Genomic DNA, 26,424 nt, shown 5'->3' with positions numbered 1-26,424 from the left:
TAATGAGATGGTCACCCTCCACCCTACAAGTTACTAAGCTTGTAGGGTGTTTTCATTTTTGGACGGAGGCCATCATGCAAGACGTCGCTCTCATCGGCATCGATCTCGGCAAGCACGGCTTTCACGTGCACGGACAGGATCGGCACGGCAAGGCGGTGTTGCGCAGGAAGTTCGACCGCAAGCACCTGATCACGTTTCTCGCCAACTTCCAGCCTTGCACGATCGTGATGGAAGCCTGTGCCGGCGCCCACTGGATGGCGCGGCAGCTGTCGGCACTTGGCCACGAGGCCAAACTCATTTCCCCTCAGTTTGTCCGGCCCTTCGTCAAGGGCAACAAGAACGACTTCATCGATGCAGAAGCGATCTGCGAAGCGGCCAGCCGGCCATCAATGCGTTTTGTCACGCCCAAGACTGAAGCCCAGCAATGCCTGTCGGCCCTGCACCGAACGCGCGAGTCGCTGATGCGCGACCGGGTCAAGGCAATCAACCAGATCCACGCCTTTCTGCTCGAGTTTGGAATCGGCCTGCCCAAAGGCCCGGCAATCATACGGCGCCTGCCTTCCGTACTGGCAGAGCACGCTCTGCCAGTACGGCTGGTCAGCCTGATCGAGAGACTGCGTGCCCACATCAAGTATCTCGACGAGCAGCTCGACGAGCTCGAAAAGGAGCTGGGCAGGCAACTGCAGGAAGACGACCTTGGACAGCGCCTGATGGCGATTCCTGGCGTCGGACCGATTACTGCGAGCGCCTTGTCGGCCGAGATGGGCGACGGCAAGCAATATGGCTGCGGACGCGATTTCGCCGCCTCGCTTGGCCTGGTGCCCCAGCAGCACAGTACTGGTGGGAGAGCGAATCTGCTGGGCATTAGCAAACGTGGCGACAAGAATATCCGACGCCTGCTGGTGCAATGCGCGCGATCCTACATGCGCGGTTTGGACCGGCATACCGACCGCCTGGCGCAGTGGGCCCGCTCCATGCTGGAGCGACGACACTCCAACGTCGTGGCGTGCGCACTGGCGTACAAGCTGGCCCGCACGGCCTGGGCCATGGCCGCACACCATACCGAATACAAAATGCAAGAGGCCGTCACATCGCTGTGACGGCCTCCCGAGCTTGCTGTACCTAACCACCTACTTGGTTTTGCGACGCTGATACTGGATGACGTGAACGGCACACCGGCCTGATGGATAACCTGGCAAAAAAATCGGCTCATCAAGCCGCAGGTTTTTTTAGGACCATCAGGCGCGAACTCTCATCGTGGCGCGGAGCAAGTCTCCAGCATGACGCCGGATAGATTTGAGCAAGCCAACTACATCATACAAAATCAGCTTGCAAAAAGGAGGGTGGCCATAGATTTTCTTGCCCGTTGGCCGGCTGGTGATGTTTCATTTGGCCTCCGTTTGTTTCATAATGAAACATCGATGAAACATCGGCTCAGACTCGACGATGCGCGGGCACCCGCAAGTGCTTGAATATAAAGAGAGGGAGCTTGCTGTCCGGGGGTGGCACACCACTTGCAATCAAGCGGGTGACATCCGTAACGCATCATTAGAAAGGTAAAAAGCATGAGCCAAACCTCCGCCGGCGCCGCCTTCCGCAAGGCCGTCCAGGAAGAATCCCCGCTGCAGGTCATCGGCGCCATCAACGCCAACCACGCGCTGCTGGCCAAGCGTGCCGGCTACCGCGCGATCTACCTGTCGGGCGGCGGCGTCGCCGCCGGTTCCCTGGGCCTGCCAGACCTCGGCATCTCCGGCCTGGAAGACGTGCTGATCGACGTGCGCCGTATCACCGACGTGTGCGACCTGCCGCTGCTGGTCGACATCGATACCGGCTTCGGCGCCTCGGCCTTCAACGTGGCGCGTACCGTGCGTTCGCTGATCAAGGCCGGCGCCGCCGCCTGCCACATCGAGGACCAGGTCGGCGCCAAGCGTTGCGGCCACCGTCCGGGCAAGGAAATCGTCGGCAAGGACGAAATGGTCGACCGCGTGAAGGCAGCCGCCGACGCCCGTACCGATGAGCAGTTCGTCATCATGGCGCGCACCGACGCGCTGGCGGTCGAAGGTCTGGACGCTGCCATCGAGCGCGCCGTTGCCTGCGTGGAAGCCGGCGCCGACATGATCTTCCCCGAAGCGATGACCAGCCTCGAGATGTATAAGCAGTTCGCCGATGCCGTCAAGGTGCCGGTGCTGGCCAACATCACCGAGTTCGGTGCGACCCCGCTGTTCACGCTGGATGAGCTGCGCAGCGCCAACGTCAGCATCGCCCTGTATCCGCTGTCGGCCTTCCGCGCCATGAACAAGGCGGCCGAGAACGTGTACAACGCGATCCGCCGCGACGGCACCCAGAAGAACGTGCTCGACACGATGCAGACCCGCGCCGAGCTGTACGACCGCATCGACTATCACAGTTTCGAAGCCAAGCTCGACGCACTGTTCGCCGAGAAGAAGACCAAATAAATCGATCACAGGAGATTCACGCATGAGCAACCAGAACAACGAGACCCCAACGTTCAAGCCGAAGAAATCGGTGGCCCTGTCCGGCGTCGCCGCCGGCAATACCGCGCTGTGCTCGGTCGGCAAGACCGGCAACGACCTGCACTACCGCGGGTATGACATCCTGGACGTCGCCAACTCCTGCGAATTCGAAGAGATCGCCTATCTGCTGGTGCACGGCAAGCTGCCCACAAGCGCCGAACTGAAGGGCTACAAGGCCAAGCTGAAGTCGCTGCGCGGCCTGCCGCAGGCGGTAAAGAGCGCGCTGGAAGCGCTGCCGGCCGGCGCCCACCCGATGGACGTGATGCGCACCGGCGTCTCGGTGCTGGGCTGCACGCTGCCGGAAAAGGACGACCACAACATCCCGGGCGCGCGCGACATCGCCGACCGCCTGATGGCTTCCTTCGGCTCGATGCTGCTGTACTGGTACCACTTCAGCCATAGCGGCAAGCGTATCGAGGTCGAGACCGACGACGATTCGATCGGCGGCCACTTCCTGCACCTGCTGCACGGCGAAAAGCCGCGCGAGTCGTGGGTGCGCGCGATGCACACCTCGCTGATCCTGTACGCGGAGCACGAGTTCAATGCCTCGACCTTTACCTCCCGCGTGATCGCCGGCACCGGTTCGGACATCCACTCGGCCATCACCGGCGCGATCGGCGCGCTGCGCGGCCCGAAGCACGGCGGCGCGAATGAAGTGGCGCTGGAAATCCAGAAGCGCTACGAGAACGCCGACGAAGCCGAAGCGGACATCCGTAACCGGGTGGCGAACAAGGAAGTCGTGATCGGCTTCGGCCACCCCGTGTACACCATCAGCGACCCGCGCAACGTGGTGATCAAGGAAGTGGCGCGCACCCTGTCGCAGGAAGCCGGCTCGATGAAGATGTTCGACATCGCCGAGCGCCTCGAATCGGTGATGTGGGAAGTGAAGAAGATGTTCCCGAACCTGGACTGGTTCTCGGCCGTGTCGTACCACATGATGGGCGTGCCGACCGCCATGTTCACGCCGCTGTTCGTGATCTCGCGCACCTCGGGCTGGGCCGCGCACATCATCGAGCAGCGCATCGACAACAAGATCATCCGCCCGAGCGCGAACTACGTGGGTCCGGAAGACCTGCAGTTCGTGCCGATCGCCGATCGAAAGTAATCAAGGATCATGAACACCAATCACCGCAAACCCCTCCCTGGCACGGGCCTGGACTACTTCGACACGCGCGCCGCGGTCGACGCCATCCAGCCCGGCGCCTACGACACGCTGCCATATACCTCGCGCGTGCTGGCCGAGAACCTGGTCCGCCGCTGCGACCCGGCCAGCATGCTGGATTCGCTCAAGCAGATCATCGAGCGCAAGCGCGACCTCGATTTCCCGTGGTTCCCGGCACGCGTGGTCTGCCACGACATCCTGGGCCAGACCGCGCTGGTCGACCTGGCCGGCCTGCGCGACGCCATCGCCCAACAGGGTGGCGATCCTGCCCTGGTCAACCCGGTGGTCCCGACCCAGCTGGTCGTGGACCACTCGCTGGCCGTCGAGTGCGGCGGCTTCGACCCGGACGCCTTCGCCAAGAACCGCGCCATCGAAGACCGCCGCAACGAAGACCGCTTCCACTTCATCGAGTGGACCAAGAAGGCCTTCCAGAACGTCGACGTGATCCCGCCGGGCAACGGCATCCTGCACCAGATCAACCTGGAGCGCATGTCGCCGGTGATCCAGCAGGAGCAGGGCGTCGCCTACCCGGATACCCTGGTCGGTACCGACTCGCACACCCCGATGGTCGACGCGCTCGGCGTGATCGCCATCGGCGTGGGCGGCCTGGAAGCCGAAAGCGTCATGCTGGGCCGCGCCTCCTGGATGCGCCTGCCGGACATCGTCGGTGTCGAGCTGACGGGCAAGCCGCAGCCGGGCATCACCGCCACCGACATCGTGCTGGCGCTGACCGAGTTCCTGCGCAAGTCGAAGGTGGTCTCCGCCTACCTCGAGTTCTACGGCGAAGGGGCATCGAGCCTGACCCTGGGCGACCGCGCCACCATCTCCAACATGGCTCCGGAATTCGGCGCCACCGCCGCGATGTTCTACATCGACGAGCAGACCATCAAGTACCTGCGCCTGACCGGTCGCGAGGAAGAGACCGTCCACCTGGTGGAGACCTACGCCAGGGAAGCCGGCCTGTGGGCCGACAGCCTGAAAAACGCCCAGTACGAGCGCGTGCTGTCGTTCGACCTGTCGTCGGTGGTGCGCAACATCGCCGGCCCGTCGAATCCGCACAAGCGCGTGCCGACCTCCGAGCTGGCCGCGCGCGGCATTGCAGGCGTGGTGGAGAACGAGCCCGGCCTGATGCCGGACGGCGCCGTGATCATCGCCGCCATCACCAGCTGCACCAACACCAACAACCCGCGTAACATGATCGCGGCCGGCCTGATCGCCCGCAACGCCAACCGTGCTGGCCTCACCCGTAAGCCCTGGGTCAAGAGCTCGCTGGCACCGGGTTCCAAGGCCGTCGCCCTGTACCTGGAAGAGGCCGGCCTGATGCCGGAACTGGAGAAGCTGGGCTTCGGCGTGGTGGCATTCGCCTGCACCACCTGCAACGGCATGAGCGGCGCGCTCGACCCGACCATCCAGCAGGAGATCATCGAGCGCGACCTGTACGCGACCGCCGTCCTGTCGGGCAACCGCAACTTCGACGGCCGCATCCACCCCTACGCCAAGCAGGCCTTCCTGGCCTCGCCTCCGCTGGTGGTGGCCTATGCGATCGCGGGCAGCATCCGTTTCGACATCGAGAAGGACGTGCTGGGCACGGACGCTTCCGGCAAAGAGATCCGCCTGGCCGATTTGTGGCCGAGCGACGAAGAGATCGATGCCGTGGTGACGAGCAGCGTCAAGCCGGAGCAGTTCCGCAAGGTCTATACCCCCATGTTCGCGCGTGTCGCGGATGATGGCGAAAAGGTCAGCCCGCTGTACGACTGGCGCCCGCAGAGCACCTACATCCGCCGCCCGCCGTACTGGGAGGGCGCGCTGGCCGGCGAGCGTACGCTGGCAGGCATGCGTCCGCTGGCGGTCCTGGGCGACAACATCACCACCGACCACCTGTCGCCCTCGAACGCGATCCTGCTCGATTCGGCGGCCGGCGAGTACCTGGCGAAGATGGGCCTGCCGGAAGAGGACTTCAATTCCTACGCCACCCACCGCGGCGACCACCTGACGGCGCAGCGCGCGACGTTTGCGAACCCGACGCTGAAGAACGAGATGGTGCGCGACGCCATGGGCAACGTGAAAGCAGGTTCGCTGGCGCGCATCGAGCCGGAAGGATTGGAGTCGCGCATGTGGGAAGCGATCGAGACCTACATGGAGCGCAAGCAGCCGCTGATCGTGATCGCCGGCGCCGACTACGGCCAGGGCTCGTCGCGCGACTGGGCGGCCAAGGGCGTGCGCCTGGCGGGCGTGGAAGCGATCGTGGCCGAGGGCTTCGAGCGCATCCACCGCACCAACCTGGTGGGCATGGGCGTACTGCCGCTCGAGTTCAAGCCGGGCGTGAACCGCCTGACACTCGGCATCGACGGCACCGAGACCTTCGACGTGATCGGCGCGCGTACCCCGCGCACCGACCTGACCCTGGTGATCCACCGCCGCAACGGCGAGCGCGTCGAGGTCTTGGTGACCTGCCGCCTCGATACCGCCGAGGAAGTGGCGATCTACGAGGCGGGCGGGGTGCTGCAGCGTTTTGCGCAGGATTTCCTCGAGTCGTCGGCGCCGAAAGCCGCAGCGTAAAACGCGAACGTGATTCGACCGCGTGGGCAGGGGACCTGCCCACCCTACGAACATCGATATCCGTAGGGTGGGCGGGTTTCCCGCCCACGCGGTCAACAATCGGTTGAGTCGCCACCACAAGGATTCATATGGCACATACCCCTCAAATCAAAATCCCGGCCACCTACATGCGTGGCGGCACCAGCAAAGGCGTGTTCTTCCGCCTGGAGGACCTCCCCGATGCCGCCCGTGTGCCCGGCCCGGCGCGCGATGCGCTGCTGCTGCGCGTGATCGGCAGCCCCGATCCCTACGGCAAGCAGATCGACGGCATGGGCGGCGCTACCTCGAGCACCAGCAAGACCGTGATTGTCGCCAGGAGCGAACGCCCGGACCACGACGTCGACTACCTGTTCGGCCAGGTCTCGATCGACAAGCCTTTCGTCGACTGGAGCGGCAACTGCGGCAACCTGTCGTCGGCGGTCGGCCCCTTCGCCATCGCCAGCGGCCTGGTCGACCCGGAACGCGTGCCGCAGAACGGCATGGCAACGGTGCGCATCTGGCAGGCCAACATCGGCAAGACCATCATCGCCCATGTACCGGTCACGAACGGCGAGGTGCAAGAGACCGGCGACTTCGAGCTCGACGGCGTGACCTTCCCGGCCGCCGAAGTGCAGCTGGAATTCCTCGACCCGGCGGCCGAGGAGGAGGGCGCCGGCGCGGGTGTGGCAAATTCGATGTTCCCGACCGGGAACGTAGTCGACGAGCTGGACGTCCCCGGTGTCGGACGGCTGGAAGCGACCATGATCAACGCCGGCATCCCGACCATCTTCGTGAATGCCGACGCGATCGGCTACACCGGTACCGAACTGCAGGACGCCATCAACGGCGACCAGCGCGCCCTGGCCATGTTCGAAACCATCCGCGCCCACGGCGCCCTACGCATGGGCCTGATCGCCAGCATCGAGGACGCGGCCAAGCGCCAGCACACCCCGAAGGTGGCCTTCGTGGCAAAGCCGGCAAGCTACGTCTCGTCGAGCGGCAAGCAGGTGGCGGCGTCCGACATCGACCTGCTGGTGCGCGCACTCTCGATGGGCAAGCTGCACCATGCGATGATGGGCACGGCGGCGGTGGCGATCGGCACCGCCGCCGCCATCCCGGGCACCCTGGTCAACCTGGCGGCCGGTGGCGAAGGAGGGGAAAGCAAGCGCTCGGCAGTGCGCTTCGGCCATCCGTCCGGTACCCTGCGGGTGGGGGCGGAAGCGGTGCAGGCGAACGGCGAATGGCGTGTTGCCAAAGCGATCATGAGTCGCAGCGCGCGGGTACTGATGGAAGGCTGGGTCCGGGTTCCCGGCAATTATTTCGAGGAGGCTTGAAATAAGCCTGCAGGTGAAGCAAGAATGATTGATGGGCCGTAACAACACGGCCCATTTTTGTGTCTGTTAGTTTTGGAACATCAAGGCTTTGTGGTTTATGATTGCTAAATGGCAAGTTAGCCGAGATAATCAAGAATCACTATGGACCGACACTCCCGCGAGCTCCAGCTCGCAGCCGGCAACGCCCCTGCCGACCAGCCGCTGGGCGATGGGGGCGACCTCGAGCACGAGATGCTGCGCATCGCCCTGCGCGACCAGCACGCCATCCTGGAAAGCGCGCCGGTCGGCATCGTCTTCACGCTGCCGGGCCAGTTCAAGTCGTGCAACCCGCGCATCTGCGAGATGCTCGACTATTCCTACTCCGACATGTGCGCCCTTCATCCGGCCGACATCTTCCCGACGCCCGAGGATTACCAGGCCCTGTTGGCCGAAGCCTATCCGGTGCTCGCTGCCGGCGGCCTGTACGAGAAGGGCGAGCAGCCGTTCCGCCGGCGCGACGGCTCGATCATCTGGGCGCGCCTGCGTGGCCGCGCGGTCGACCCCGCGGTGCGCGAGGCGGGCACGATCTGGATCGCCGAGGACGTGACCGATGTGCGCCAGACGCTGTTCGAGGTGCAGGCCATCATGAAGAACGCCACGATCGGCATCCTGTACACCCGCAACGGCATCATCCAGCGCTACAACCCGGCCTTCTCGGCGATATTCGGCTACCGCGACGGCGAGGCGCTGGGCCGCTCGACCCGCATCATCTACCCGGACGACCAGTCCTGGCACGACTTCGGCGCGCTCGCCTATCCGCAGCTGGCGCGCGGCATCCCCTATCGCGCCGAGACCGAGCTGGTGCGCAAGGATGGCTCGCGCGTCTGGAGCCAGCTCAACGGCTACCTGTTCAATCCCGAAGACCCGGAGCTGGGAACCATCTGGATGTTCGAGGATCGCACCCGCGAGCGTCTCGATGAGATCCAACTGCGCAATGCGCTGATGGAGAACCGCGCCATCCTCGACAACGCAGTGCTCGGCATCGCGGTGGTCAAGGACGGCGTCACCCTGCATTGCAACAGCAAGATGGAGGAGCTGTTTGGCAGCCCCGCCGGCGGCATGGATGGCAACCCGGTGCGCGCCTTGTACCCGGACGAGGCCAGCTGGAAGCTGGCGCGCATCGACACCGCGCGCAGCTTCGAGGCCGGCCAGGTGCACACGGCGGAATACCGGATGGCGCGTCGCGACGGCACGCTGTTCTGGGCGCGCCTGTCGGGCCGCCTGTTCGACGCTGCCGAGAAGACGGGGCGCAGCGTTTGGCTGATCGACGACGTCACCGCGCGGCGCGAGGCGGCCGACGCGATCCGGCGCGCGCGCGACGAGCTCGAGATCCGGGTGGCCGAGCGCACCGCCGAGCTGGCCGGGGCGAACGCCTTGCTGCAGGAAGAAATCGCCGAGCGCCGCCAGGCCGAGGCGCGGGTGCACCACATGGCCTACCACGACAGCCTGACCGGGTTGCCGAACCGCGCGCTGTTGTCCGACCGGCTCGAGTGCGCGTTGCGCTCGGCACACCGCAATGCCAAGGATGGCAAAGGTCGGCTGGCCGTGATGTTCCTCGACCTCGACCGCTTCAAGACCATCAACGACTCGCTCGGCCACGCCACCGGCGACCAGCTGCTGCGCGAGGTGGCGCGGCGCCTGTGCACGGCCGTGCGCGACAGCGACACCGTGGCGCGCCTGGGCGGCGACGAATTCGTGGTGCTGCTGTCGGATGTCGACGGCGCGCCGGACTGCGCGAAGGTAGCCGACAAGATCATCGACCTGCTCGCCACCCCGTTCCCGTTCGAGGGCCACAGCCTGCACATCTCGCCGTCGATCGGCATCTGCCTGTGCCCCGACGACGGCAACGACGTGGAAACCCTGATGCGCCATGCCGACGCGGCGATGTACCACGCCAAGGCGGCAGGGCGCAACAATTACCAGTTCTTCGACCAGCGCATGAACCAGGCGGCGGCCCGCCGCTTCGAGCTGGAGTCAAACCTGCGCGGGGCCCTGGCGCGCGAGGAATTCGAGCTGCACTACCAGCCCATCATCGACACCGCCACGCGGCGCCTGCATGCGCTCGAGGTACTGCTGCGCTGGCGCCGGGATGGAAAACTCCTGGTGGGACCGGACGAATTCATCCCCATCCTCGAAGAGAACGGGATGATCGTCCCCGTGGGCGAGTGGGTGATCCGCGCCGCCTGTGAACAGAACATGGCGTGGCAGCGCGAGGGGCTGCTTGCCGTGCCGCTGGCGATCAACCTGTCGGCGCGCCAGTTCATGCACGACGGGCTGGTGTCCTCGATCTGCCGCATCGTCGGCGAGACCGGGATCGACCCGTCGCTGGTGGAATTCGAGCTTACCGAAACCGCGCTGATGCAGCATGGCGGCCATACGCTCGACATCCTCCGCCAGATCAACGGCATGGGCATGCGCCTGTCGATCGACGATTTCGGCACCGGCTATTCGAGCCTGGCCTACCTGAAGCGCTTTCCGGTCCGCAAGATCAAGATCGATCGCGCCTTCGTGCGCGAGCTGGAAGCCAGTTCGGAGGACCGCGCCATCGTGGCGGCGGTGATGGCGCTGGCCAACAGCCTGGGGCTGTCAGTGGTGGCCGAAGGCGTCGAGACGGAAGGGCAGTACGAGCTGCTGGGCGGCTATGGCTGCCAGTACGCACAGGGATACCTGTTTGCGCGCCCGCTGCCGGCTGCGGAGGCGGCGCGGCTGCTCGTCAGTCCGGTGCCGGACGCAGTCGAGCAGTAGGGTGGGCGGGTCCCCCGCCCACCCTACAAAGGCATGTGTCAGTCTTCGAGGGTCGCGACCACGGGCACATGATCCGACGGCTGCTCCCACTTGCGCGTCTCGCGGTCGATGTGGCAGGCGATGCAGCGACTGGCCAAGGTCTCGCTCAGGAGGATGTGGTCGATCCGCAGGCCGCGGTTGCGGCGGAAGGCCATCTGGCGGTAGTCCCACCAGCTGTACTGTTTTTCCGACTGCTCGAACAGGCGGAAGGCGTCTTTCAGTCCCAGCCCCATCAGCTCCTGCATCGCTTCGCGTTCAGGCGGCGTGAAGTGGATGTGGTTTTCCCATTCGGCCGGGTCGTGCACGTCGCGCTCTTCCGGCGCGATGTTGTAGTCGCCCAGCAGGGCCAGGTTCGGATGCGCGCGCATCTCGGCGGCGATCCATTCGCGTAGTGCGGCCAGCCAGGCCATTTTGTAGGCAAACTTGTCGCTGCCGATTTCCTGCCCGTTCGGCATGTAGGCGCAGACGATGCGCATGCCGGCGATGGTCGCGGCGAGGATGCGTTGCTGCTCGTCCTCGAAGTGCGGGTTGTTCTTCTGGATATCGTCGATCGGGTGCTTCGACAGGATCGCCACGCCGTTATAGGTCTTCTGGCCAGTGAAAGCGGCGTGGTAGCCGGCGGCCTCGATGTCGGCCAGCGGGAATCTGTCGTCGGTAAGCTTGGTCTCCTGGATGCACAGGACGTCGACCGGATTGGCTTCCAGCCAGGTGAGCAGGTGCTGGAGGCGGACTTTCAGCGAATTGACGTTCCAGGTGGCGATCTTCATGGGCGGCAGGGCGGGGAGCAAAGGCGGCATGATAACCGTTTGCCGGATGGGCGAACAGCTGGCCGCCTTATCCATCATCATTTCACGGTTCCATCTGCTCTTGATCTATTGCAACGCATGTTGCGATAGGGGGCCATGCCGACCGCATCATGGCGAATGGTATGACAGTGGTATTTATACTAGTCACCCAGCAATTGTTATTGAAGGGCCACTAACATTGTGTACCGTACAAGTGGCTATGCTAGAATTGCTTAATAAATTAATAAAGAAGTTGGCGAATTTGTCCCGTGCGGACTATAAAAACGTTCGCAAAAGAATTAAACTAGCGCCACGGCATTTAACACTGTTTCTCTGTGGAATATACTAATTGCGCTAAGGCAACTAAAGTTGTACCATTTACGAATCCAGGAACAAGTTCGGTTGTCCCATGCGTGCTCAATCGTGCGGGCATGTTGGCAAGGTGCAAAATGGTACTATTCGAAACCTTGTTTTTTCGATAGCAAATGAACCCGAACGCTGATTTACAAAGGACTGAAATGCGCACTGCATTCGAAGCGTGGGCCCAACGCGAAGGCCACATCACCCGCCGCCGCGAAGACAAGCCCGAGGAATACCTCGTCTATGAAACCCAGCGCCGCTGGGTAATCTGGCAGGCGGCCCTGACGCATGGCGCCAAGGCCGCGGCCGAGGCGCCGTCGAAGTTCGCCAAGGAAGCCGAGCAGAAGCCTGCTGTCACGCAAGACGAAGCGGCGGTGCGTAACCGCGTGCTCAACGAAGTGCTCGACGCCTTCAGCGAGCTGGACGAGGCCGCCGGCATGGAAGGCGTGCTGAAGGTCATCCAGGGCCTCAAGAAGAAGCAGAAGACCCTCGAGGACAGCAAGGTCTGATCTTGCCGGCTGCCAGGCGCTACCGCCATTACAAGGGCGGCATCTACGAGCTGGTCTGCGAAGCCGTGATGGAAGCAGACCATACTCCCGTGATGGTCTACCGCGGCCAGGACGGCGCCGTCTGGGTGCGTCCGCGGGCTGCCTTCTTCGAGACCGTCAGCGTCGATGGCGCCATGGTGCCGCGCTTTACTGCACTGTGCGCCGACCAGGACAAATAGCGTCTCTGCCCTCAGGATATGCTTTCGCCTGCCGTTAATGGGGCATACAGCATTTCTGGTGGGCTCCATGTCGCGTTTCTCCCGCAGGCTTTTCCTTTCCGTACTTCCCTCGTTATCCGCAGCGCTCGTGCTGGGTGCTTGCGCCACCGTGTCCGATGCGCCTCTGCAACAGCAGGTCGAAGTGCACGCCGTGCTCGACTACCAGGAAGTCGGCGGAGTGGGATGCCTGCTGACCAACAACCTGGGACGCTGGTTCGTCGTGGCCCCCGGGCGCGTCACCATCTCGCGCAGCGCCGAGCCCCTGGTCGTCAGTTGCAAGAAAGAGGGCATGGGCACGGCGCAGGAAGCCTTCGGCTCGCGTCCCGATGCGATGAGCCTGATGGGCAATGTGATCATCAGCGCCGGCATGGGATTCGCGGTGGATAAATATTCGGGGGCCAGCTGGTCCTACCCGGCCAACCTGACGGTGCTGATGGCACCGGCCAAGCCGGCGGCGGAACTGGCGGCATCCCAGCGGGTCGAGAGCCCGGTGTTCTGAAGCGTAAAAATGAAACAGCCCCGCACGCGGGGCTGTTTTTTTCTGGGCTATTTTTCTCGGTGAAATAATATTTCACCTGAGAGCTGCGGTGAAAGGATATTTCATCGCAGCACTTTCGCGCATTACACGCGGTTCATCAGGAAGGTGGTCAGCAGCGGCACCGGACGGCCGGTCGCGCCCTTGGCTGCGCCCGACTTCCAGGCAGTGCCGGCGATGTCCAGGTGAGCCCAGGTGTACTTGCGGGTGAAGTTCTCCAGGAAGCAGGCCGCGGTGATCGAGGCTGCGCCCGGGGTGCCGATGTTGGCCAGGTCGGCGAAGTTCGACTTCAGCTGCTCGTTGTAGTGTTCGCCCAGCGGGAAACGCCATGCCACGTCGCCGGCCTGCTTGCCGGCGTCCAGCAGTTCCTCGGCCAGTGCGTCGTGCGCGTCGTCGTGGCGGGTGAACAGGCCGCTGGTGTGGTGGCCCAGGGCCACGATGCAGGCGCCGGTCAGCGTTGCGATGTCCACGACAGCGGCCGGCTTGAAGCGCTCGGCGTAGGTGAGGGCGTCGCACAGGATCAGGCGGCCTTCGGCGTCGGTATTCAGGATTTCGATGGTCAGGCCGTTCATCGAGGTCACGATGTCGCCCGGCTTGGTAGCACGGCCCGACGGCATGTTTTCGCAGGCCGCCACGATGCCGACCACGTTCAGCTTCAAGCCCATCTCGCCGATGGCGCGGAAGGTGCCGAGCACCGAACCGGCACCGCACATGTCGTATTTCATCTCGTCCATGTTCGGCCCCGGCTTGAGCGAAATGCCGCCGGTGTCGAAGGTGATGCCCTTGCCGACCAGCACCACCGGCGCATCCTTCTTGTTGCCGCCCATGTGCTTGAGCACGATGAACTTCGGCGCTTCGTCGCTGCCCTTGGCCACCGACAGGAAGCTGCCCATCTTCAGCGCCTCGAGCTGCTTGCGCTCCAGAACTTCGATGTCGAAGCCATACTCGTCGGCCAGCGAACGTGCGGTATTGGCCAGGTAGGTCGGGGTGCAGACGTTCGGCGACAGGTTGCCCAGCTCCTTGGTCAGCGCCATGCCGTTCGAGATTGCGATGGCCTGGGTCAGGACCGGCTTGAGTGCGGTGGCGGCGTTCGCGGCATCGGCGGCAATGGTGATCTTGCGCACGCCGGCAGGCGCCGGATCCTTCTTGCTCTTTTGCGTATCAGTTCTGTGTTCGGTCTCATTGGCGGCGATCACCAGTGCGCGCACCGCCCAGTTGATGTCGCGGTCTTTCACATCCGCGAGCGGGAATGCGATAATGGCATCCTGGCTGCCCAGGGTGGCGAACACCTTCACGGCTGCGCTGACGGCGGTGTTGTAGTTCTTTTCGGTCACGGCTTCGGCCGTGCCCATGCCCACCAGCAGCACGCGTGCCGCGGCGACGCCGGCCACGCCGCGCAGCAGCAGGGTTGAACCGGCCTTGCCGCTGATGTCGCCGGACTTGACCGCCGCGGTGATGTCGCCGCCGGCATCCAGGGCCTTGGCAGCCTGCGACAGCGTCTTGTTTTCGAACACGGCAACCGCCACTACGCCGGCTTTCGCAGCGGCCAGGGTGGTCTTGGTGTCGAATGCTTTTATGCTAAAGTCCATTTTTTGGTTCTCCGGTTTGTTTTCGCGGCGCATTTGCTTACCAACGTGCCTAACCTGCAATTATAGCTATTATTGAATGATCTTTCGACGCGCCCTGCAACGTGAATTGGCCAGCTCGGCCGGCGCCACTTTTACGGTGCTGTTCACGATCCTGGTCACCTGGACGCTCATCAAAGTCCTGGGCACGGCCGCCGGCGGCAAGGTTGACCCAAGCGACGTCCTGGCCCTTATCGGTTTCGCCATCCTCAATTACTTGCCCACCATCCTGACCCTCACGGTCTTCATCTCGGTGCTGGCCGCGGTCACGCGCAGCTACCGCGATTCCGAAATGGTCGTCTGGTTCGCCTCCGGCAGCTCCCTGATGCGCTGGATCCGCCCGGTGCTCACTTTCGGCCTGCCGATCGTCGCGCTGGTCGCGGCGCTGTCGCTGGTGGCGGCGCCATGGGCAGCCCTGAAACGCGCGGAATTCGTGGAGCGCTTCCAGAAGCGCGAAGACCTCAAGCGCGTGGCGCCCGGGCAGTTCCGCGAATCGTCCTCCGCCGACCGCGTGTTCTTCGTCGAGCGTTCCACCACCGGCGCCACCGTGGTGCAGAACGTGTTCGTCAATTCGCGCGACAAGAACGGCAATACCTCCGTGGTCGTCGCCAAGGAAGGCGTCATCGAGACCGATGCCAAGGGCGGCCAATACCTGGTGTTGAGCAACGGCCGGCGCTATTCCGGCACCCCGGGGCAGGCCGACTTCCAGTCGATGGAGTTCGACCGCTACAAGATGCGCGTCGCCACCCGGATGCCGGTACTCGGCACCGACACGCCGACCAATGCATTGCCCACCTCGGCGCTGCTGCAGGTCGAGAACCAGTACACCCGCGCCGAGCTGCTGGCGCGCATCTCTCCGCCCATCATCTGCCTGGTGCTGATGCTGCTGGCCATCCCGCTCGGCTTCGTCAATCCACGCGCCGGCAGTTCGGCCAACATGATCCTGGCGCTGCTGATCTTCTTCACCTACCTGAACCTGAACAAAATGATGGAGAGAAGCGTCCAGCGTGGCAGGCTCGAATTCGACATGGCCTGGTGGCCCTTGCACCTGGCCGCTGCGCTCACGGTGGCGGCGCTGTTCGCCTGGCGCCTGAACGTCAACCACCGCTGGCATCCGCTGGCCTTGCTCAATGCCTGGAAACGGCTCCGCGGCGCCCGCCGCAAGGCCCTGGCACCCCAGCCGCTGGCCAGGGTGGAGGCCGAATGAGCATCCTGCAACGCTACTTCGCGGTCAACATCCTGCAGGCGGTCGCCTTCGTGGCGGTCGCCTTCCTCGCCCTGATCTCGTTCATGGACCTGACCCAGGAGCTGCCTTCGGTGGGCAAGGGCGGCTACGAATTCGAGCATGCGTTGATGTACGTACTGCTGCTGGTGCCGGGCAACGTCTACCAGGTGATGCCGGTGGCGGCCCTGATCGGCACCATCTACACGATGGCGCAGTTCGCCTCGAGCTCCGAGTTCACCATCATGCGCGCCTCGTCGATGTCGACGCGGATGGCGGCCTCGATGCTGTTCAAGGTCGGCCTCGTGCTGGTCCTGGTCACCTTCATCTTCGGCGAACTGATCACGCCCCGCACCGCACCTTTGGCCGAGCGCGTGCGCCTGTCGGCCAAGGGCTCGGCCATGTCGGCCGAGTTCCGCTCGGGGATGTGGACCAAGGACAGCATCCATGCCGAGGGCGTCAAGGGCCCGGTGACCGGCACGCGCTTCTTCAACGTGCGCCAGATCCGCCCGGACGGCCAGCTGGTCGACGTGCGCCTGTACGAATTCGATGCCAACATGCGCATGCGCGCCCTGATCACCGCCAGCAGCGGCAGCTATCGCGGCAACAATACCTGGCGCCTGGCCGGCGTCACCGAAACCATGTTCTCCAACAGCCGCGTGCTGCCCGCGCCGGGCACCCCGGTGCCGCAGGGCCAGTCGATCGCCGCCGCCTTCGGCCAGGACACTGCCGCCGTCTCCACCCGCAAGCTCGACACGCTCGACCTGGCCTCGGAAATCACGCCCAAGATCCTGTCCGTGTCGCGTTCCGATCCCGAGCGCATGTCGGCCAACGAACTGGCCGTCTACACGCGCCACCTGGCGGAGAACCGCCAGGAGACCGGGCGTTTCAAGGTGGCATTCTGGAAGAAGCTCATCGATCCGCTGTCGATCCTGGTACTGATGGCGCTGGCGCTGCCCTTCGCCTACCTGCACACGCGCAGCGGCGGCGTAAGCCTCAAGATTTTCGTGGGCATCATGATCGGCGTCGGCTTCCTGCTGCTCAATGCCCTGTTCTCGAACCTCGGCCTGCTGACCGCGCTGCCGGCTTTCCTCACGGCCGCCGCACCGAGCCTGCTGTTCCTGTTGCTGGCCATTGGCGCCCTGATGTGGGTGGAAAGGCATTGATGAAACGCGCACTCGTCCTCTTCGCACACGGCGCCCGCGCCCAGTCCTGGGCGGCGCCTTTCGAGCGCCTGCGTGACCAATCGCAGCTCAGGCTGCCTGGCGTGCAGGTAAGGCTGGCCTTCCTCGAACTGATGGAACCGCGCCTGCCGGAGGCGGTCGGTGCACTGGTCGCCGAAGGCGTCGACGACATCACGGTGGTGCCGGTGTTCCTGGGGCAGGGCGGGCACCTGCTGCGCGACCTGCCGCAACTGGCGGAGGGCATCCGCAGCGCCCATCCGGGCCTGCGCCTGCAGCTTGCAGGAGCGATCGGCGAAGACCCGGAGGTGCAGGCGGCGATGAGCGATTACTGCATCCGCGCAATGGGCTAAGCACACTTCTTTCCAGCTTGTCCAGTTTTCTGCTGATAAAGCACTAACAGGCTTGGCAAACCCGGCAATATTACGTTGGTTTTCCGCCATATTGCCACACGGAATTTAATTTCCGTCTTTAAATACAGATTTCCGTAGGGCATCATGTTTCTGTCCAGTCCGCGCGCCGCGCGGCCTACTTTCAGAAACATGCGCCCATGAGCACCGATACCATCGATTACGCACCCGTCGGCATCCTCGACGACCGCGACTATCTTTTCACCACCCTGCGCACCGGCGATATTGCCGCCACGCTGACCCCGATCGACTGGGGACTGCCGACCGGCGGCCGCTGGGTCATCGACGCCCAGTCGGTGCCGGGACTGTTCTCGATTTCCTACAACCCGGCGACGGACACCACGGCGCGCCTGATCGTCAAGGACGCGGCCTTGCTGCCGGCTGCCGGCAGCGGCGTGACCGTCACCGTGCACTACTACGACCGCTACCAGATCGACGGCTACGGCAATCCGCTGCCGGGTAAGGGGATCGCCGAGACGCTGGTGTACAACGTCGAAGCGGGCAGCTCGCGCGACCTGGCCGGGTTCGGCAGCGAGTTCGGCCTCGGTGCGGCCGCGCCGTCGGGCAACCCCGAGCTGGCGACGCTGTCGACCGGCTCCTTCATCGTGGTGTGGCAGGCGCCCAACGGTAGCGTCGTCGGACAGCTGCGCAGCGCCGCCGGTGCCGCACAGGGCCCGGTGGTCGCCATCAGCTCGACCAGCGACGGGGCGGTGGAGGGCGCGCCGGTAGTGGCCGCGCTGGCGGCTGGTCGTTCGGTGGTGGCCTACACCAGCACGGATGGCGCCGGTAGCCGCATCGCCTACCGCGTCCTCGACGCCAACGGCAACCCGGGCGCCGAAGTCGTCGTGGGGGCTGCAGGCCCGGATACCGCCATGCCCGACGTGGCCGCATTGCGCGACGGTTCCTTTGTCGTCGCCTGGCGCAGCGCCGGCCAGGTGCATGTCCGCACGGCCGACGCCAACGGCAACCTGCAAGGTAGCGAACAGGTATACGGAACGCTGGGCACGGCCTTCAGCCCGAGCATCGCGGCAAGCGCCGGCGGCTATGTGGTCGCCTGGGGCGAACTGGGCGACGGCAACGTCTATGCCGCGCAGGCCGGCGGTGCGCCGATCCTGGTGAGCGGAGACGGGCTGGCCGCCAGCATCGCCACGGCGGCGCCGCAGCCGACGGTCACCGTGCTGGCCGGTGGCGGCTTCGTGGTGACCTGGGACAGCTATGCGAATTCCCCTTGGGGCTTCGCGAGCAGCGACATCTTCTTCCAGCGCTTCGACGCCGCCGGCAAGCGCCTCGGCTACATGACACAGGCGAACCTTGACGCCGGCGGCGGCCGTTTCGAGGCAACCACGGTCGCGCTTGCCGACGGCGGCTTCCTCATCGCATGGCAGAGCGCGGGCGGCGATTTCGATGGCAATGGCGTTTTCGGCCGGCGCTTCGGTGCCGACGGCGCCGCGATCGACGCGCGTGAATTCGGGATCAACGAAATGCGCCAGGGAGACCAGGCCAACCCCGTCTTGAGCGCGCTGGCCAACGGCGGATTCGCTGCCGCCTGGATCGATACCCAGGCCGACGGCACGGTCCAGGTCGAGGCCCGTGTGCTGGCCGGGCGCGAGCCGGCACCGGTGGGGTCCGCGCCCACGGTAAGCACGGCTCCGGCTCCGGCAGTAACACCGACCCCGGTCGTGACGCCTGCACCCGCACCGGCACCTGCACCGGCGCCGGCGCCGGTCGCTCCCGGAACTTCCGGGAGCGGCACCCAGACTGGCGGCGGAGCGGCAGCCACCTCGTATGGCAATCACCTCGGCGACGTGTTCGCTGCCCAGGCAGGAAGCCAGCGGATCGACGGACTGGGAGGCATCGACACCATGGTCTTTGGGGGGCGCAAAAGCGCCTACGGCATCGCACTCGGCAGCACCGGCGTCGTGGTGAACGATTTCTTCGGTTCCGGCGGTACCGACACCCTGGTGAATATCGAGCGCCTCCAGTTTGCCGACACCGCGCTCGCACTCGACATCGAAGGCAATGCGGGTCAGGCCTATCGCCTGTACCAGGCGGCGCTGAACCGCACGCCGGACAAGGACGGCCTGGGACATTGGATCAACGCCCTGGACAATGGCGCGAGCCTGGAGCAAGTCGCGCGCGGCTTCACGGGCAGCACGGAGTTCATGAGCCGCTTCGATGCGCGCACCGACGCCCAGTTCGTCGATCTCCTGTACCAGAATGTCCTGCATCGCCCCGGTGACGCCGAGGGCCGCAGCTTCTGGATCGGTGCGCTTGCTTCGGGCACCGCGTCGCGCGAACGCGTCCTCGCCGATTTCAGCGAAAGCGCCGAGAACAAGGCGCAACTGAGCGGCGCACTTGCAAACGGCATCGAGTACAACCCCATGATCAGCGGAAAAACGGGGAATGACGTGTTCAGGGCCATGCTGGGAAGCCAGAAGTATGACGGCGGCGCCGGCATCGACACCCTCGTCTACGAGGGCGCCAGGAACGAGTTCACGCTGGCGCGCGGCGCGGCCGGCATCACGGTCACCGACCGCGTCGGCGGCAGCGTCGACACGCTGGTGAACATGGAGCGCATCAAGTTCGCGGACGTGTCGATTGCGCTGGACATCGACGGGCATGCCGGCCAGGCCTACCGCCTGTATCAGGCGGCACTGAACCGTGCGCCCGACAAAGCGGGCCTGGGCGGCTGGATCAACAGCCTCGACCAGGGCGCCAGCCTCGCCCAGGCGGCGCGCGGCTTCATGGGCAGCGAGGAATTCGCCCGCCTGTATGGAAGCTCGACCACCGACGCCCAGTTCGTCGACCTGCTGTACAACAACGTGCTGCACCGCGCCGGCGATGCCGAAGGACGTCAGTTCTGGATCGATGCGCTGTCGGTCCACCGCGCGCCGCGCGAGGAGGTGCTGGTGTCGTTCAGCGAAAGCCCGGAAAACCAGGCGCAGGTGATCGGCACGATCCAGCACGGGATCGAGTTCACCCCCTGGGTATAAGGAGATTCAGTCGGACGGCTGGTGCTCGCGTCGCGCGAGCGCTTCGCCAAGCATCACCAGCACGGGCCCATGCCCGGGCTCGAGCCCGCGCGCCAGGTCCGACAGCGTCAAGCGCAGGATGCATTCATCCGCCCGGCTGCAGTTTTCCACGACAACGACAGGCAGATCCGGTCGCCGCCCTTCCGCCAGCAGGCGCTCGGCGGTTGCCGCCGCCTCGCGGCCGCCCATGTACTGGACCAGGGTGTCGGTCTCGGGCAGGGCGGGTGGTGCGGCATGCCGATGGTCGGGCTGGTCGGGCGCGGTGCTGGAAGTGAAGAAGGCGACGCTGCGCGCCACGCCGCGCTTGGTGAGCGGCTGCTTGGTCGCTGCCGCCGCCGCGACCGCGGTGGTGATGCCGGGGACGACTTCCACCTCGATGCCGGCCGCTTCCAGCGCCCGCAATTCCTCGTCGGCGCGACCGAACAGCATCGGGTCGCCGCCCTTCAGGCGCACCACGTGGCGGAACTTGCCGGCACATTCGACCAGCTGCTGGTTGATGAGGGTCTGCGCCGTGGAGCGCTGGCCCGAGCGCTTGCCGACGGAGATCAGCTCCGCCTGCCGGCACAGGTCCAGCATCTCGGGCGTGACGAGGGCGTCGTAGAGCACGACGTCGGCCTGCCCCAGCAGGCGCGCGCCGCGTACGGTGATGAGGTCGGCGGCACCGGGTCCGGCTCCTACCAGATAGACTTTGCCCAGTGCCGTCATACCTCTCCTTCGTTTATTGATCCAGACGGATCATACCTGCCGCAACGGTCTGGTGGGTGACTTCGTCGATCAGGATGAAGGCGCCGGTGGCGCGGTTGTCGGCGTAGGCGTCGGCCGCCAGCGGCTGCTGGACGGTGATCTGCACGGTGGCGATGTCGTTCAGCTTCAGGCCTTCAGCAGAATGGCGTTGCTGGGTGTTGACGTCCAGGATGCTGTCGACCTGCTTGATCTTGGCCGCGGTCTGGCGGGTGCCGTGCTTGATCCAGTACTTGCGGCGCGCATCCAGCGGCTCGTCCGACATCCAGCACACGTCCGCCACCACCTGCTTGAGCTGGGTCGCCGGCTGCTCGCTGCTTGCCAGCAGGTCGCCGCGCGAGATGTCCAAGTATTCGTTCAGCAGCAAGGTGACCGACTGCCCGGCCACGGCCGTCCGCAGCGAGCCGTCGAAGGTGACGATCTCCTTCACCGTGGCGGTCTGGCCAGAGGGCTGCACCACCAGCTTGTCGCCCACGGACACCTTGCCCGACTCGATGCGGCCCATGTAGCCGCGGAAGTCCTTGGCCTCGTGGCCGTTGTGGCGCGCCACCAGCTGCACCGGGAAGCGGAACGGGGCGGCGTGCGACTCGTCGTAGACCGACAGGCCTTCGAGCAGCTCGATCAGGGTCGGGCCCTGGTACCACGGCATGTTCTCGGAGCTCGTCACCACGTTGTCGCCGCTGAGTGCCGACAGCGGGATCGCGGTCACGTCCTTCAGGCCGAGCGATTGCGCAAACTCGCCGTAGGCGGCGACGATGCGGTCGTACACGGCCTGGTCGTAGTTCACCAGGTCCATCTTGTTGACGGCCACGATCACGTGCTCGATCTGCAGCAGCTTGGCGATGGTCGAGTGGCGCTTGGTCTGCACCAGCAGCTCCACGCCGCCATCTTCGCGCAGCTTCACCTTCGAGACGTCCACCAGGATGATCACGGCGTCGGCGGTCGAGGCGCCGGTCACCATGTTGCGGGTGTACTGCTCGTGGCCCGGGGTGTCGGCGATGATGAACTTGCGCCTCGGCGTGGCGAAGTAGCGGTAGGCCACGTCGATGGTGATGCCCTGTTCGCGCTCGGCTTCCAGGCCGTCGGTCAGCAGCGACAGGTCGATGGTGTCGCCCACGGTGCGCTTGTGCTTCGAGCGCGAGACGGCGGCCAGCTGGTCGGCGAAGATGCCCTTGCTGTCGAACAGCAGGCGGCCGATCAGGGTGCTCTTGCCGTCGTCGACGGAGCCGGCGGTGATGAAGCGCAGCAGACCGCGCTGGTTCAGGTTGTCAGTCAGGGCGTTCATCAGAAATATCCTTGCTTCTTGCGTTTTTCCATCGAGGCTTCGGAGGTCTGGTCGTCCATCCGGGTCGCGCCGCGTTCGGTCACTTCGGTGACGGCCGTCTCGGCGATGATGTTCTCCACGGTGCTAGCCAGCGAGGCCACCGGGCAGGTGCAGGAGATGTCGCCCACGGTGCGGAAGCGCACGGTACGGGTCTCGACCTGCTCGCCCTCGCGGGCCGGGGTCAGTGGCGTGAGCGGCACCAGCAGGCCGTTGCGCGGGATGACCTGGCGCTCGTGCGCGAAGTAGATCGACGGCAGGGCCAGCTTCTCGCGGGCGATGTACTGCCAAACGTCGAGTTCCGTCCAGTTCGAGATCGGGAACACGCGCATGTTCTCGCCCGGGTGGACGCGGGTGTTATACAGGTCCCACAGTTCCGGGCGCTGGGCCTTCGGGTCCCACTGGCCGAATTCGTCGCGGAAGGAGAAGATGCGCTCCTTGGCGCGGGCCTTCTCTTCGTCGCGGCGGGCGCCGCCGATGCAGGCATCGAAAGCGTGTTCGGCGATGGTTTCCAGCAGGGTCACGGCCTGGGCGGCGTTGCGCGAATCGGTCTGCGGGTTACGCAGGCGCACGGTGCCGCGCTTGATCGAATCCTCGACCGAGCCGACGATCAGGCGCTCGCCCAGTTCCGCCACGCGGGCGTCGCGGAAGGCGATCACTTCGTCGAAGTTGTGGCCGGTGTCGATGTGGACCAGCGGGAAGGGGAACTTACCCGGGCGGAAGGCCTTTTCGGCCAGGCGCAACAGGACGACCGAATCCTTGCCGCCCGAGAATAGCAGGGCAGGGTTGCTGCATTCGGCCGCCACTTCGCGCAGGATGTGGATGGCCTCGGATTCGAGGGCGTCGAGGTGGCGCGCATTCACGTCGGTGAGGACGGCCGGATTGTCGAAAACTGTCGTCATGTTGTTTTGCCTGCTTATTGGCTGATGGTGTGACCTGCTTACGCGGCCACGGATTTGATGCGAATGAGTTTGCCGTCGACCAGGTGCAGGCCGCATTCCTTCGATTCGGGGTTTTCCCACCACCACCGGCCGGCGCGCACGTCCTCGCCCGGCTGGATCGCGCGGGTGCAGGGTTCGCAGCCGATCGACGGGTAGCCGCGGTCGTGCAGGGCGTTGTAGGGCACTTTATTGGCGCGCAGGTAGTCCCACACGTTTTCCTCGGACCAGTCGGCCAGTGGATTGAACTTCTGCATGCCGTGCGCGGCGTCGTCCTCCTGCACCGCCAGTTCGGCACGCGTGGTCGACTGGGCGCGGCGCTGGCCGGTGATCCAGGCCTGCTTGCCCTGGAGCGCGCGGCCGAGGGGCTCGACCTTGCGCACGCGGCAGCACTCCTTGCGCATCTCGACGCTGTCGTAGAAGGCGTTCAGGCCGTTCTGCGCCACGTAGGCCTCGACCGCCTCCGGCTGCGGGCGGAACAGGGCGATCTCGACGCCGTAGGTCTCGCGCACGCGGTTCAGCATGTCCAGGGTTTCGGCGTGCAGGCGGCCGGTCTCGAGCGAGAAGATCCCGATCGGCAGTTGCGCCTTCAGGATCAGGTCGGTCAGGACCATGTCCTCGGCGGCCAGGCTCGACGCGAACACGGCGGGCGAGTAGTCGCGGGCAATGCGCGCCAGGATGGCCTGGGTTTCTTCGACGCGATGGTGCAGGTCGCTCATGGTGCTTCCTTTTTTAGATGCCGGCGCCGACGTCCGTCAGTTCCGGCGGCGTACCACGCGGCGCACGGCGGAACAGCGGCAGCGGCTGGTCGACCGAAGCCTGGTAGGTTTCCGAGAACACGGTCAGGCCCTTGAGGGCGTCGTGGATGCTGCGGTCCTGGCGGGTGGCGAAGGCATCGAAGCCGACGCGCGACATGGGCCACAGCTGGTCGCGCAGCACGTCGCCGATGGCACGCAGCTCGCCATTGTAGCCGAGGCGCTTGCGCAGGTTGAAGGCGGTCGAGTAGCCGCGGCCGTCCGAGAACTTCGGGAAGTCGACGGCGACCACCTTGAGGCGCTGCAGGTCTTCCTTGATGGCGGCTGCCTGCTCGTCCGGCGCCAGCCAGACGCCGATCTCGGCGCGCTGCGAGAGGCTCTCGCGCTGCGCCTGCCACACGGGGAGCGGCACGATGAACTTGCCTTCCGGGACCTCGACGGCCTCGGGCGTTTCGCCTTCGGCGAGGCGCAGCACGCTCCAGTCGTCCTCGACCACTTCGCGATGTTTGATGATCTGCTTGTGCAGGACGAAATTAGGCATAGTGGTCTTCCCCAACCAGTTCGCCCGCCGCGATCGGCGTGGCATAGACATGTTCCTTGAACGGCGCGATGCCGAGGCGCTGCACGGTGTCGACGAAACGTTCGCCTTCGTAACGCTCGCGCACGTAGACGTCGAGCAGGCGCTGGATGACTTCCGGCATCTGCACCGCCGAGAAGGACGGGCCGATGATCTTGCCGATGCTTGCATGGTTGCCCTGCGCGCCGCCGATCGACACCTGGTACCACTCGCTGCCGTCCTTGTCGACGCCGAGGATGCCGATGGCGCCCACGTGGTGGTGGCCGCAGGCGTTGATGCAGCCCGAGATGTTCAGTTCGATGTCGCCGATGTCGTGCTGGAAGTCGAGGTTGTCGAAACGCTCGGCAATCGCCGCCGCGATCGGGATCGACTTGGCATTCGCCAGCGAGCAGAAGTCGCCGCCCGGGCACGAGATGATGTCGGTCAGCAGGCCGATGTTCGGCGTCGCCAGGCCCTTGGCCTTGGCCAGCTGCCACAGCTCGAACAGCTTCGACTGTTCGACGTCGGCCAGCACCAGGTTCTGCTCGTGGGTCACGCGCAGTTCGCCGAAGCTGTACTTGTCGGCCAGGTCGGCCACGAAGTCCATCTGCTCGGCGGTCGCGTCGCCCGGCGGCACGCCGGTCTTCTTGAGCGACAGCACCACGGCGGCGTAGCCCGGCACCTTGTGCGGCTTGACGTTGCGGTTGACCCAGTTGGCGAAGGCGCGGTTGTCGGGGTGGGCAGCAGTCGGGTCGATGTCATCCAGCTTCGCGTAGGCGGGCGGCTGGAACCACTGGGCGACGCGGTCGAATTCTTCCTGGGTCAGGGTTTCCGGACCGTCCTTCAGGTCGGCCCATTCGGCTTCGACCTGGCGGGTGAATTCTTCCACGCCGACGGCCTTCAGCAGGATCTTGATGCGGGCCTTGTACTTGTTGTCGCGGCGGCCGTGCTGGTTGTACACGCGCATCACGGCTTCGGTGTAGGTCAGCAGGTGCTGCCACGGCAGGAATTCGCGGATGACCGAGCCCAGGATCGGGGTACGGCCCATGCCGCCGCCGGCCATGAACTTGAAGCCGACTTCGCCGGCGTCGTTACGCACCAGGGTCAGGCCGATGTCGTGGATGGCGATCGCGGCGCGGTCTTCGACGGCGCCGTTGATCGCGACCTTGAACTTGCGCGGCAGAGCGATGAACTCGGGGTGGAAGGTGCTCCACTGGCGCAGGATTTCGGCGAACGGGCGCGGATCGATGATCTCGTCGGCGGCCACGCCGGCGAATTCGTCGGTGGTGATGTTGCGGATGCAGTTGCCCGAAGTCTGGATGGCGTGCATCTCGACCGAGGCCAGGTCCTCCAGGATCTGCGGCGTTTGCTCGAGCTCGATCCAGTTGTACTGGATGTTCTGACGGGTGGTGAAATGGCCGTAACCACGATCGTACTTACGGGCAATATGAGCAAACATGCGCATCTGCTTCGATGCCAGCAGGCCATAGGGCACGGCCACGCGCAGCATGTAGGCGTGGCGCTGCATGTACAGGCCGTTCTGTAGGCGCAAGGGGATGAATTCTTCTTCGGTCAGCTCATCGTTCAGGCGGCGTTCTACCTGGCTGCGGTACTGCGCGATGCGTTCGCGCACGATGAGATGGTCGTAGTGGTCGTAGCGGTACATGGTCTCGTCCAGTGAGGGCAGACCCGACAAACATTGTCCACCCGTTAAATGTATGGCCAAGTGTACGGATGGGTGCTTATATTCCAAACTACGGAGATTTC

Annotated in this window: 21 protein-coding genes; 13 read left to right on the top strand and 8 right to left on the bottom strand. The window is 65.0% G+C overall.

Annotated elements, in window-relative coordinates:
* The first annotated feature begins 74 nt into the window (after nucleotides 1-74).
* The 6 genes from MA09_RS02975 (at nucleotide 75) to MA09_RS02950 (ending at nucleotide 10,391) form a co-directional block, all read left to right on the top strand.
* Complete coding sequence (locus MA09_RS02975) at nucleotides 75-1,100, top strand: IS110-like element ISMass1 family transposase (protein ID WP_036245303.1); 1,026 nt, start codon at nucleotides 75-77, stop codon at nucleotides 1,098-1,100.
* A gap of 465 nt (nucleotides 1,101-1,565) precedes the next feature.
* On the top strand, nucleotides 1,566-2,456 hold the full coding sequence (gene prpB / locus MA09_RS02970) for a methylisocitrate lyase (protein WP_036245302.1): 891 nt from the start codon (nucleotides 1,566-1,568) through the stop codon (nucleotides 2,454-2,456).
* Between the two features lie 22 nt (nucleotides 2,457-2,478).
* Nucleotides 2,479-3,639, top strand: a complete 1,161-nt coding sequence (gene prpC, locus MA09_RS02965; protein WP_036245301.1) for a 2-methylcitrate synthase — start codon at nucleotides 2,479-2,481, stop codon at nucleotides 3,637-3,639.
* 9 nt (nucleotides 3,640-3,648) lie between these two features.
* Entirely contained in the window at nucleotides 3,649-6,255 is a 2,607-nt protein-coding gene (gene acnD / locus MA09_RS02960) for a Fe/S-dependent 2-methylisocitrate dehydratase AcnD (RefSeq protein WP_036245276.1), read from the top strand.
* Between the two features lie 128 nt (nucleotides 6,256-6,383).
* A complete protein-coding gene (gene prpF, locus MA09_RS02955) occupies nucleotides 6,384-7,607 on the top strand; it encodes a 2-methylaconitate cis-trans isomerase PrpF (protein ID WP_036245273.1) in 1,224 nt (407 codons plus the stop codon).
* 141 nt (nucleotides 7,608-7,748) lie between these two features.
* Nucleotides 7,749-10,391: an EAL domain-containing protein gene (locus MA09_RS02950; protein WP_051933112.1), complete on the top strand. Its 2,643-nt coding sequence runs from the start codon at nucleotides 7,749-7,751 to the stop codon at nucleotides 10,389-10,391.
* 38 nt (nucleotides 10,392-10,429) lie between these two features.
* Here MA09_RS02950 and xth read toward each other — a convergent pair whose 3' ends face one another.
* Nucleotides 10,430-11,197: an exodeoxyribonuclease III gene (gene xth / locus MA09_RS02945; protein WP_036245360.1), complete on the bottom strand. Its 768-nt coding sequence runs from the start codon at nucleotides 11,195-11,197 to the stop codon at nucleotides 10,430-10,432.
* Nucleotides 11,198-11,733: 536 nt separating this feature from the next.
* Between xth and MA09_RS02940 the strand changes: the two genes are divergently transcribed.
* The 3 genes from MA09_RS02940 (at nucleotide 11,734) to MA09_RS02930 (ending at nucleotide 12,840) form a co-directional block, all read left to right on the top strand.
* Nucleotides 11,734-12,084 carry a hypothetical protein gene (locus MA09_RS02940; protein ID WP_036245271.1) on the top strand — a complete coding sequence of 117 codons (351 nt, stop codon included), beginning with the start codon at nucleotides 11,734-11,736 and terminating at the stop codon, nucleotides 12,082-12,084.
* A gap of 2 nt (nucleotides 12,085-12,086) precedes the next feature.
* Nucleotides 12,087-12,302 carry a DUF1653 domain-containing protein gene (locus MA09_RS02935; protein ID WP_036245268.1) on the top strand — a complete coding sequence of 72 codons (216 nt, stop codon included), beginning with the start codon at nucleotides 12,087-12,089 and terminating at the stop codon, nucleotides 12,300-12,302.
* Nucleotides 12,303-12,429: 127 nt separating this feature from the next.
* A complete protein-coding gene (locus MA09_RS02930; RefSeq protein ID WP_229440531.1) occupies nucleotides 12,430-12,840 on the top strand; it encodes a hypothetical protein in 411 nt (136 codons plus the stop codon).
* Between the two features lie 122 nt (nucleotides 12,841-12,962).
* Here the strand turns inward: MA09_RS02930 and MA09_RS02925 are convergent, their stop codons facing one another.
* A complete protein-coding gene (locus MA09_RS02925) occupies nucleotides 12,963-14,465 on the bottom strand; it encodes a leucyl aminopeptidase (RefSeq protein WP_036245358.1) in 1,503 nt (500 codons plus the stop codon).
* 76 nt (nucleotides 14,466-14,541) lie between these two features.
* Between MA09_RS02925 and lptF the strand changes: the two genes are divergently transcribed.
* The 4 genes from lptF to MA09_RS23555 all read left to right on the top strand — a co-directional run bounded on the left by lptF (nucleotide 14,542) and on the right by MA09_RS23555 (nucleotide 20,307).
* Nucleotides 14,542-15,708 (top strand): LPS export ABC transporter permease LptF, encoded by a 1,167-nt coding sequence (lptF, locus tag MA09_RS02920; protein WP_036245261.1) that lies wholly within the window; start codon nucleotides 14,542-14,544, stop codon nucleotides 15,706-15,708.
* Nucleotides 15,705-16,889, top strand: coding sequence for an LPS export ABC transporter permease LptG (lptG, locus tag MA09_RS02915; protein WP_036245259.1), 1,185 nt, complete (start codon nucleotides 15,705-15,707; stop codon nucleotides 16,887-16,889). The genes lptF and lptG overlap by 4 nt, the downstream gene beginning before the upstream one ends.
* On the top strand, nucleotides 16,889-17,257 hold the full coding sequence (locus MA09_RS02910) for a sirohydrochlorin chelatase (RefSeq protein WP_036245257.1): 369 nt from the start codon (nucleotides 16,889-16,891) through the stop codon (nucleotides 17,255-17,257). The genes lptG and MA09_RS02910 overlap by 1 nt, the downstream gene beginning before the upstream one ends.
* Before the next feature lie 197 nt (nucleotides 17,258-17,454).
* Complete coding sequence (locus MA09_RS23555) at nucleotides 17,455-20,307, top strand: DUF4214 domain-containing protein (protein ID WP_051933111.1); 2,853 nt, start codon at nucleotides 17,455-17,457, stop codon at nucleotides 20,305-20,307.
* Nucleotides 20,308-20,313: 6 nt separating this feature from the next.
* On the opposite strand, the gene cobA is transcribed toward MA09_RS23555, so the two are convergent.
* The 6 genes from cobA to MA09_RS02875 are packed head-to-tail and all read right to left on the bottom strand — an operon-like array spanning nucleotide 20,314 to nucleotide 26,323.
* The gene (gene cobA, locus MA09_RS02900) at nucleotides 20,314-21,051 is read right to left on the bottom strand and encodes a uroporphyrinogen-III C-methyltransferase (RefSeq protein WP_036245255.1); all 738 of its coding nucleotides are present in this window, start codon (nucleotides 21,049-21,051) and stop codon (nucleotides 20,314-20,316) included.
* 13 nt (nucleotides 21,052-21,064) lie between these two features.
* Entirely contained in the window at nucleotides 21,065-22,372 is a 1,308-nt protein-coding gene (locus MA09_RS02895; RefSeq protein WP_036245252.1) for a sulfate adenylyltransferase subunit 1, read from the bottom strand.
* On the bottom strand, nucleotides 22,372-23,310 hold the full coding sequence (gene cysD / locus MA09_RS02890; protein WP_036245250.1) for a sulfate adenylyltransferase subunit CysD: 939 nt from the start codon (nucleotides 23,308-23,310) through the stop codon (nucleotides 22,372-22,374). The genes MA09_RS02895 and cysD overlap by 1 nt, the downstream gene beginning before the upstream one ends.
* 38 nt (nucleotides 23,311-23,348) lie before the next feature.
* Nucleotides 23,349-24,065, bottom strand: coding sequence for a phosphoadenylyl-sulfate reductase (locus MA09_RS02885; RefSeq protein ID WP_036245248.1), 717 nt, complete (start codon nucleotides 24,063-24,065; stop codon nucleotides 23,349-23,351).
* A gap of 13 nt (nucleotides 24,066-24,078) precedes the next feature.
* Nucleotides 24,079-24,642 carry a DUF934 domain-containing protein gene (locus tag MA09_RS02880; RefSeq protein WP_036245247.1) on the bottom strand — a complete coding sequence of 188 codons (564 nt, stop codon included), beginning with the start codon at nucleotides 24,640-24,642 and terminating at the stop codon, nucleotides 24,079-24,081.
* Complete coding sequence (locus MA09_RS02875) at nucleotides 24,635-26,323, bottom strand: nitrite/sulfite reductase (protein ID WP_036245245.1); 1,689 nt, start codon at nucleotides 26,321-26,323, stop codon at nucleotides 24,635-24,637. The genes MA09_RS02880 and MA09_RS02875 overlap by 8 nt, the downstream gene beginning before the upstream one ends.
* Between the last annotated feature and the right edge of the window lie 101 nt (nucleotides 26,324-26,424).

Source organism: Massilia sp. BSC265 (assembly GCF_000740675.1).
Lineage (GTDB): Bacteria > Pseudomonadota > Gammaproteobacteria > Burkholderiales > Burkholderiaceae_D > Telluria.
The sequence above is the reverse complement of the archived record's forward strand: the minus strand, read 5'-3'. Positions and strand labels throughout refer to the sequence as shown.

What these genes read in the sequence shown, in the direction of transcription:
- MA09_RS02975 (WP_036245303.1), top strand. Translation starts at nt 75, where the DNA reads ATGCAAGACGTCGCTCTCATCGGCATCGATCTCGGCAAGCACGGCTTT.
- prpB (WP_036245302.1), top strand. Translation starts at nt 1,566, where the DNA reads ATGAGCCAAACCTCCGCCGGCGCCGCCTTCCGCAAGGCCGTCCAGGAA.
- prpC (WP_036245301.1), top strand. Translation starts at nt 2,479, where the DNA reads ATGAGCAACCAGAACAACGAGACCCCAACGTTCAAGCCGAAGAAATCG.
- acnD (WP_036245276.1), top strand. Translation starts at nt 3,649, where the DNA reads ATGAACACCAATCACCGCAAACCCCTCCCTGGCACGGGCCTGGACTAC.
- prpF (WP_036245273.1), top strand. Translation starts at nt 6,384, where the DNA reads ATGGCACATACCCCTCAAATCAAAATCCCGGCCACCTACATGCGTGGC.
- MA09_RS02950 (WP_051933112.1), top strand. Translation starts at nt 7,749, where the DNA reads ATGGACCGACACTCCCGCGAGCTCCAGCTCGCAGCCGGCAACGCCCCT.
- xth (WP_036245360.1), bottom strand. Translation starts at nt 11,197, where the DNA reads ATGAAGATCGCCACCTGGAACGTCAATTCGCTGAAAGTCCGCCTCCAG.
- MA09_RS02940 (WP_036245271.1), top strand. Translation starts at nt 11,734, where the DNA reads ATGCGCACTGCATTCGAAGCGTGGGCCCAACGCGAAGGCCACATCACC.
- MA09_RS02925 (WP_036245358.1), bottom strand. Translation starts at nt 14,465, where the DNA reads ATGGACTTTAGCATAAAAGCATTCGACACCAAGACCACCCTGGCCGCT.
- lptF (WP_036245261.1), top strand. Translation starts at nt 14,542, where the DNA reads ATGATCTTTCGACGCGCCCTGCAACGTGAATTGGCCAGCTCGGCCGGC.
- lptG (WP_036245259.1), top strand. Translation starts at nt 15,705, where the DNA reads ATGAGCATCCTGCAACGCTACTTCGCGGTCAACATCCTGCAGGCGGTC.
- MA09_RS02910 (WP_036245257.1), top strand. Translation starts at nt 16,889, where the DNA reads ATGAAACGCGCACTCGTCCTCTTCGCACACGGCGCCCGCGCCCAGTCC.
- MA09_RS23555 (WP_051933111.1), top strand. Translation starts at nt 17,455, where the DNA reads ATGAGCACCGATACCATCGATTACGCACCCGTCGGCATCCTCGACGAC.
- cobA (WP_036245255.1), bottom strand. Translation starts at nt 21,051, where the DNA reads ATGACGGCACTGGGCAAAGTCTATCTGGTAGGAGCCGGACCCGGTGCC.
- MA09_RS02895 (WP_036245252.1), bottom strand. Translation starts at nt 22,372, where the DNA reads ATGAACGCCCTGACTGACAACCTGAACCAGCGCGGTCTGCTGCGCTTC.
- cysD (WP_036245250.1), bottom strand. Translation starts at nt 23,310, where the DNA reads ATGACGACAGTTTTCGACAATCCGGCCGTCCTCACCGACGTGAATGCG.
- MA09_RS02885 (WP_036245248.1), bottom strand. Translation starts at nt 24,065, where the DNA reads ATGAGCGACCTGCACCATCGCGTCGAAGAAACCCAGGCCATCCTGGCG.
- MA09_RS02880 (WP_036245247.1), bottom strand. Translation starts at nt 24,642, where the DNA reads ATGCCTAATTTCGTCCTGCACAAGCAGATCATCAAACATCGCGAAGTG.
- MA09_RS02875 (WP_036245245.1), bottom strand. Translation starts at nt 26,323, where the DNA reads ATGTACCGCTACGACCACTACGACCATCTCATCGTGCGCGAACGCATC.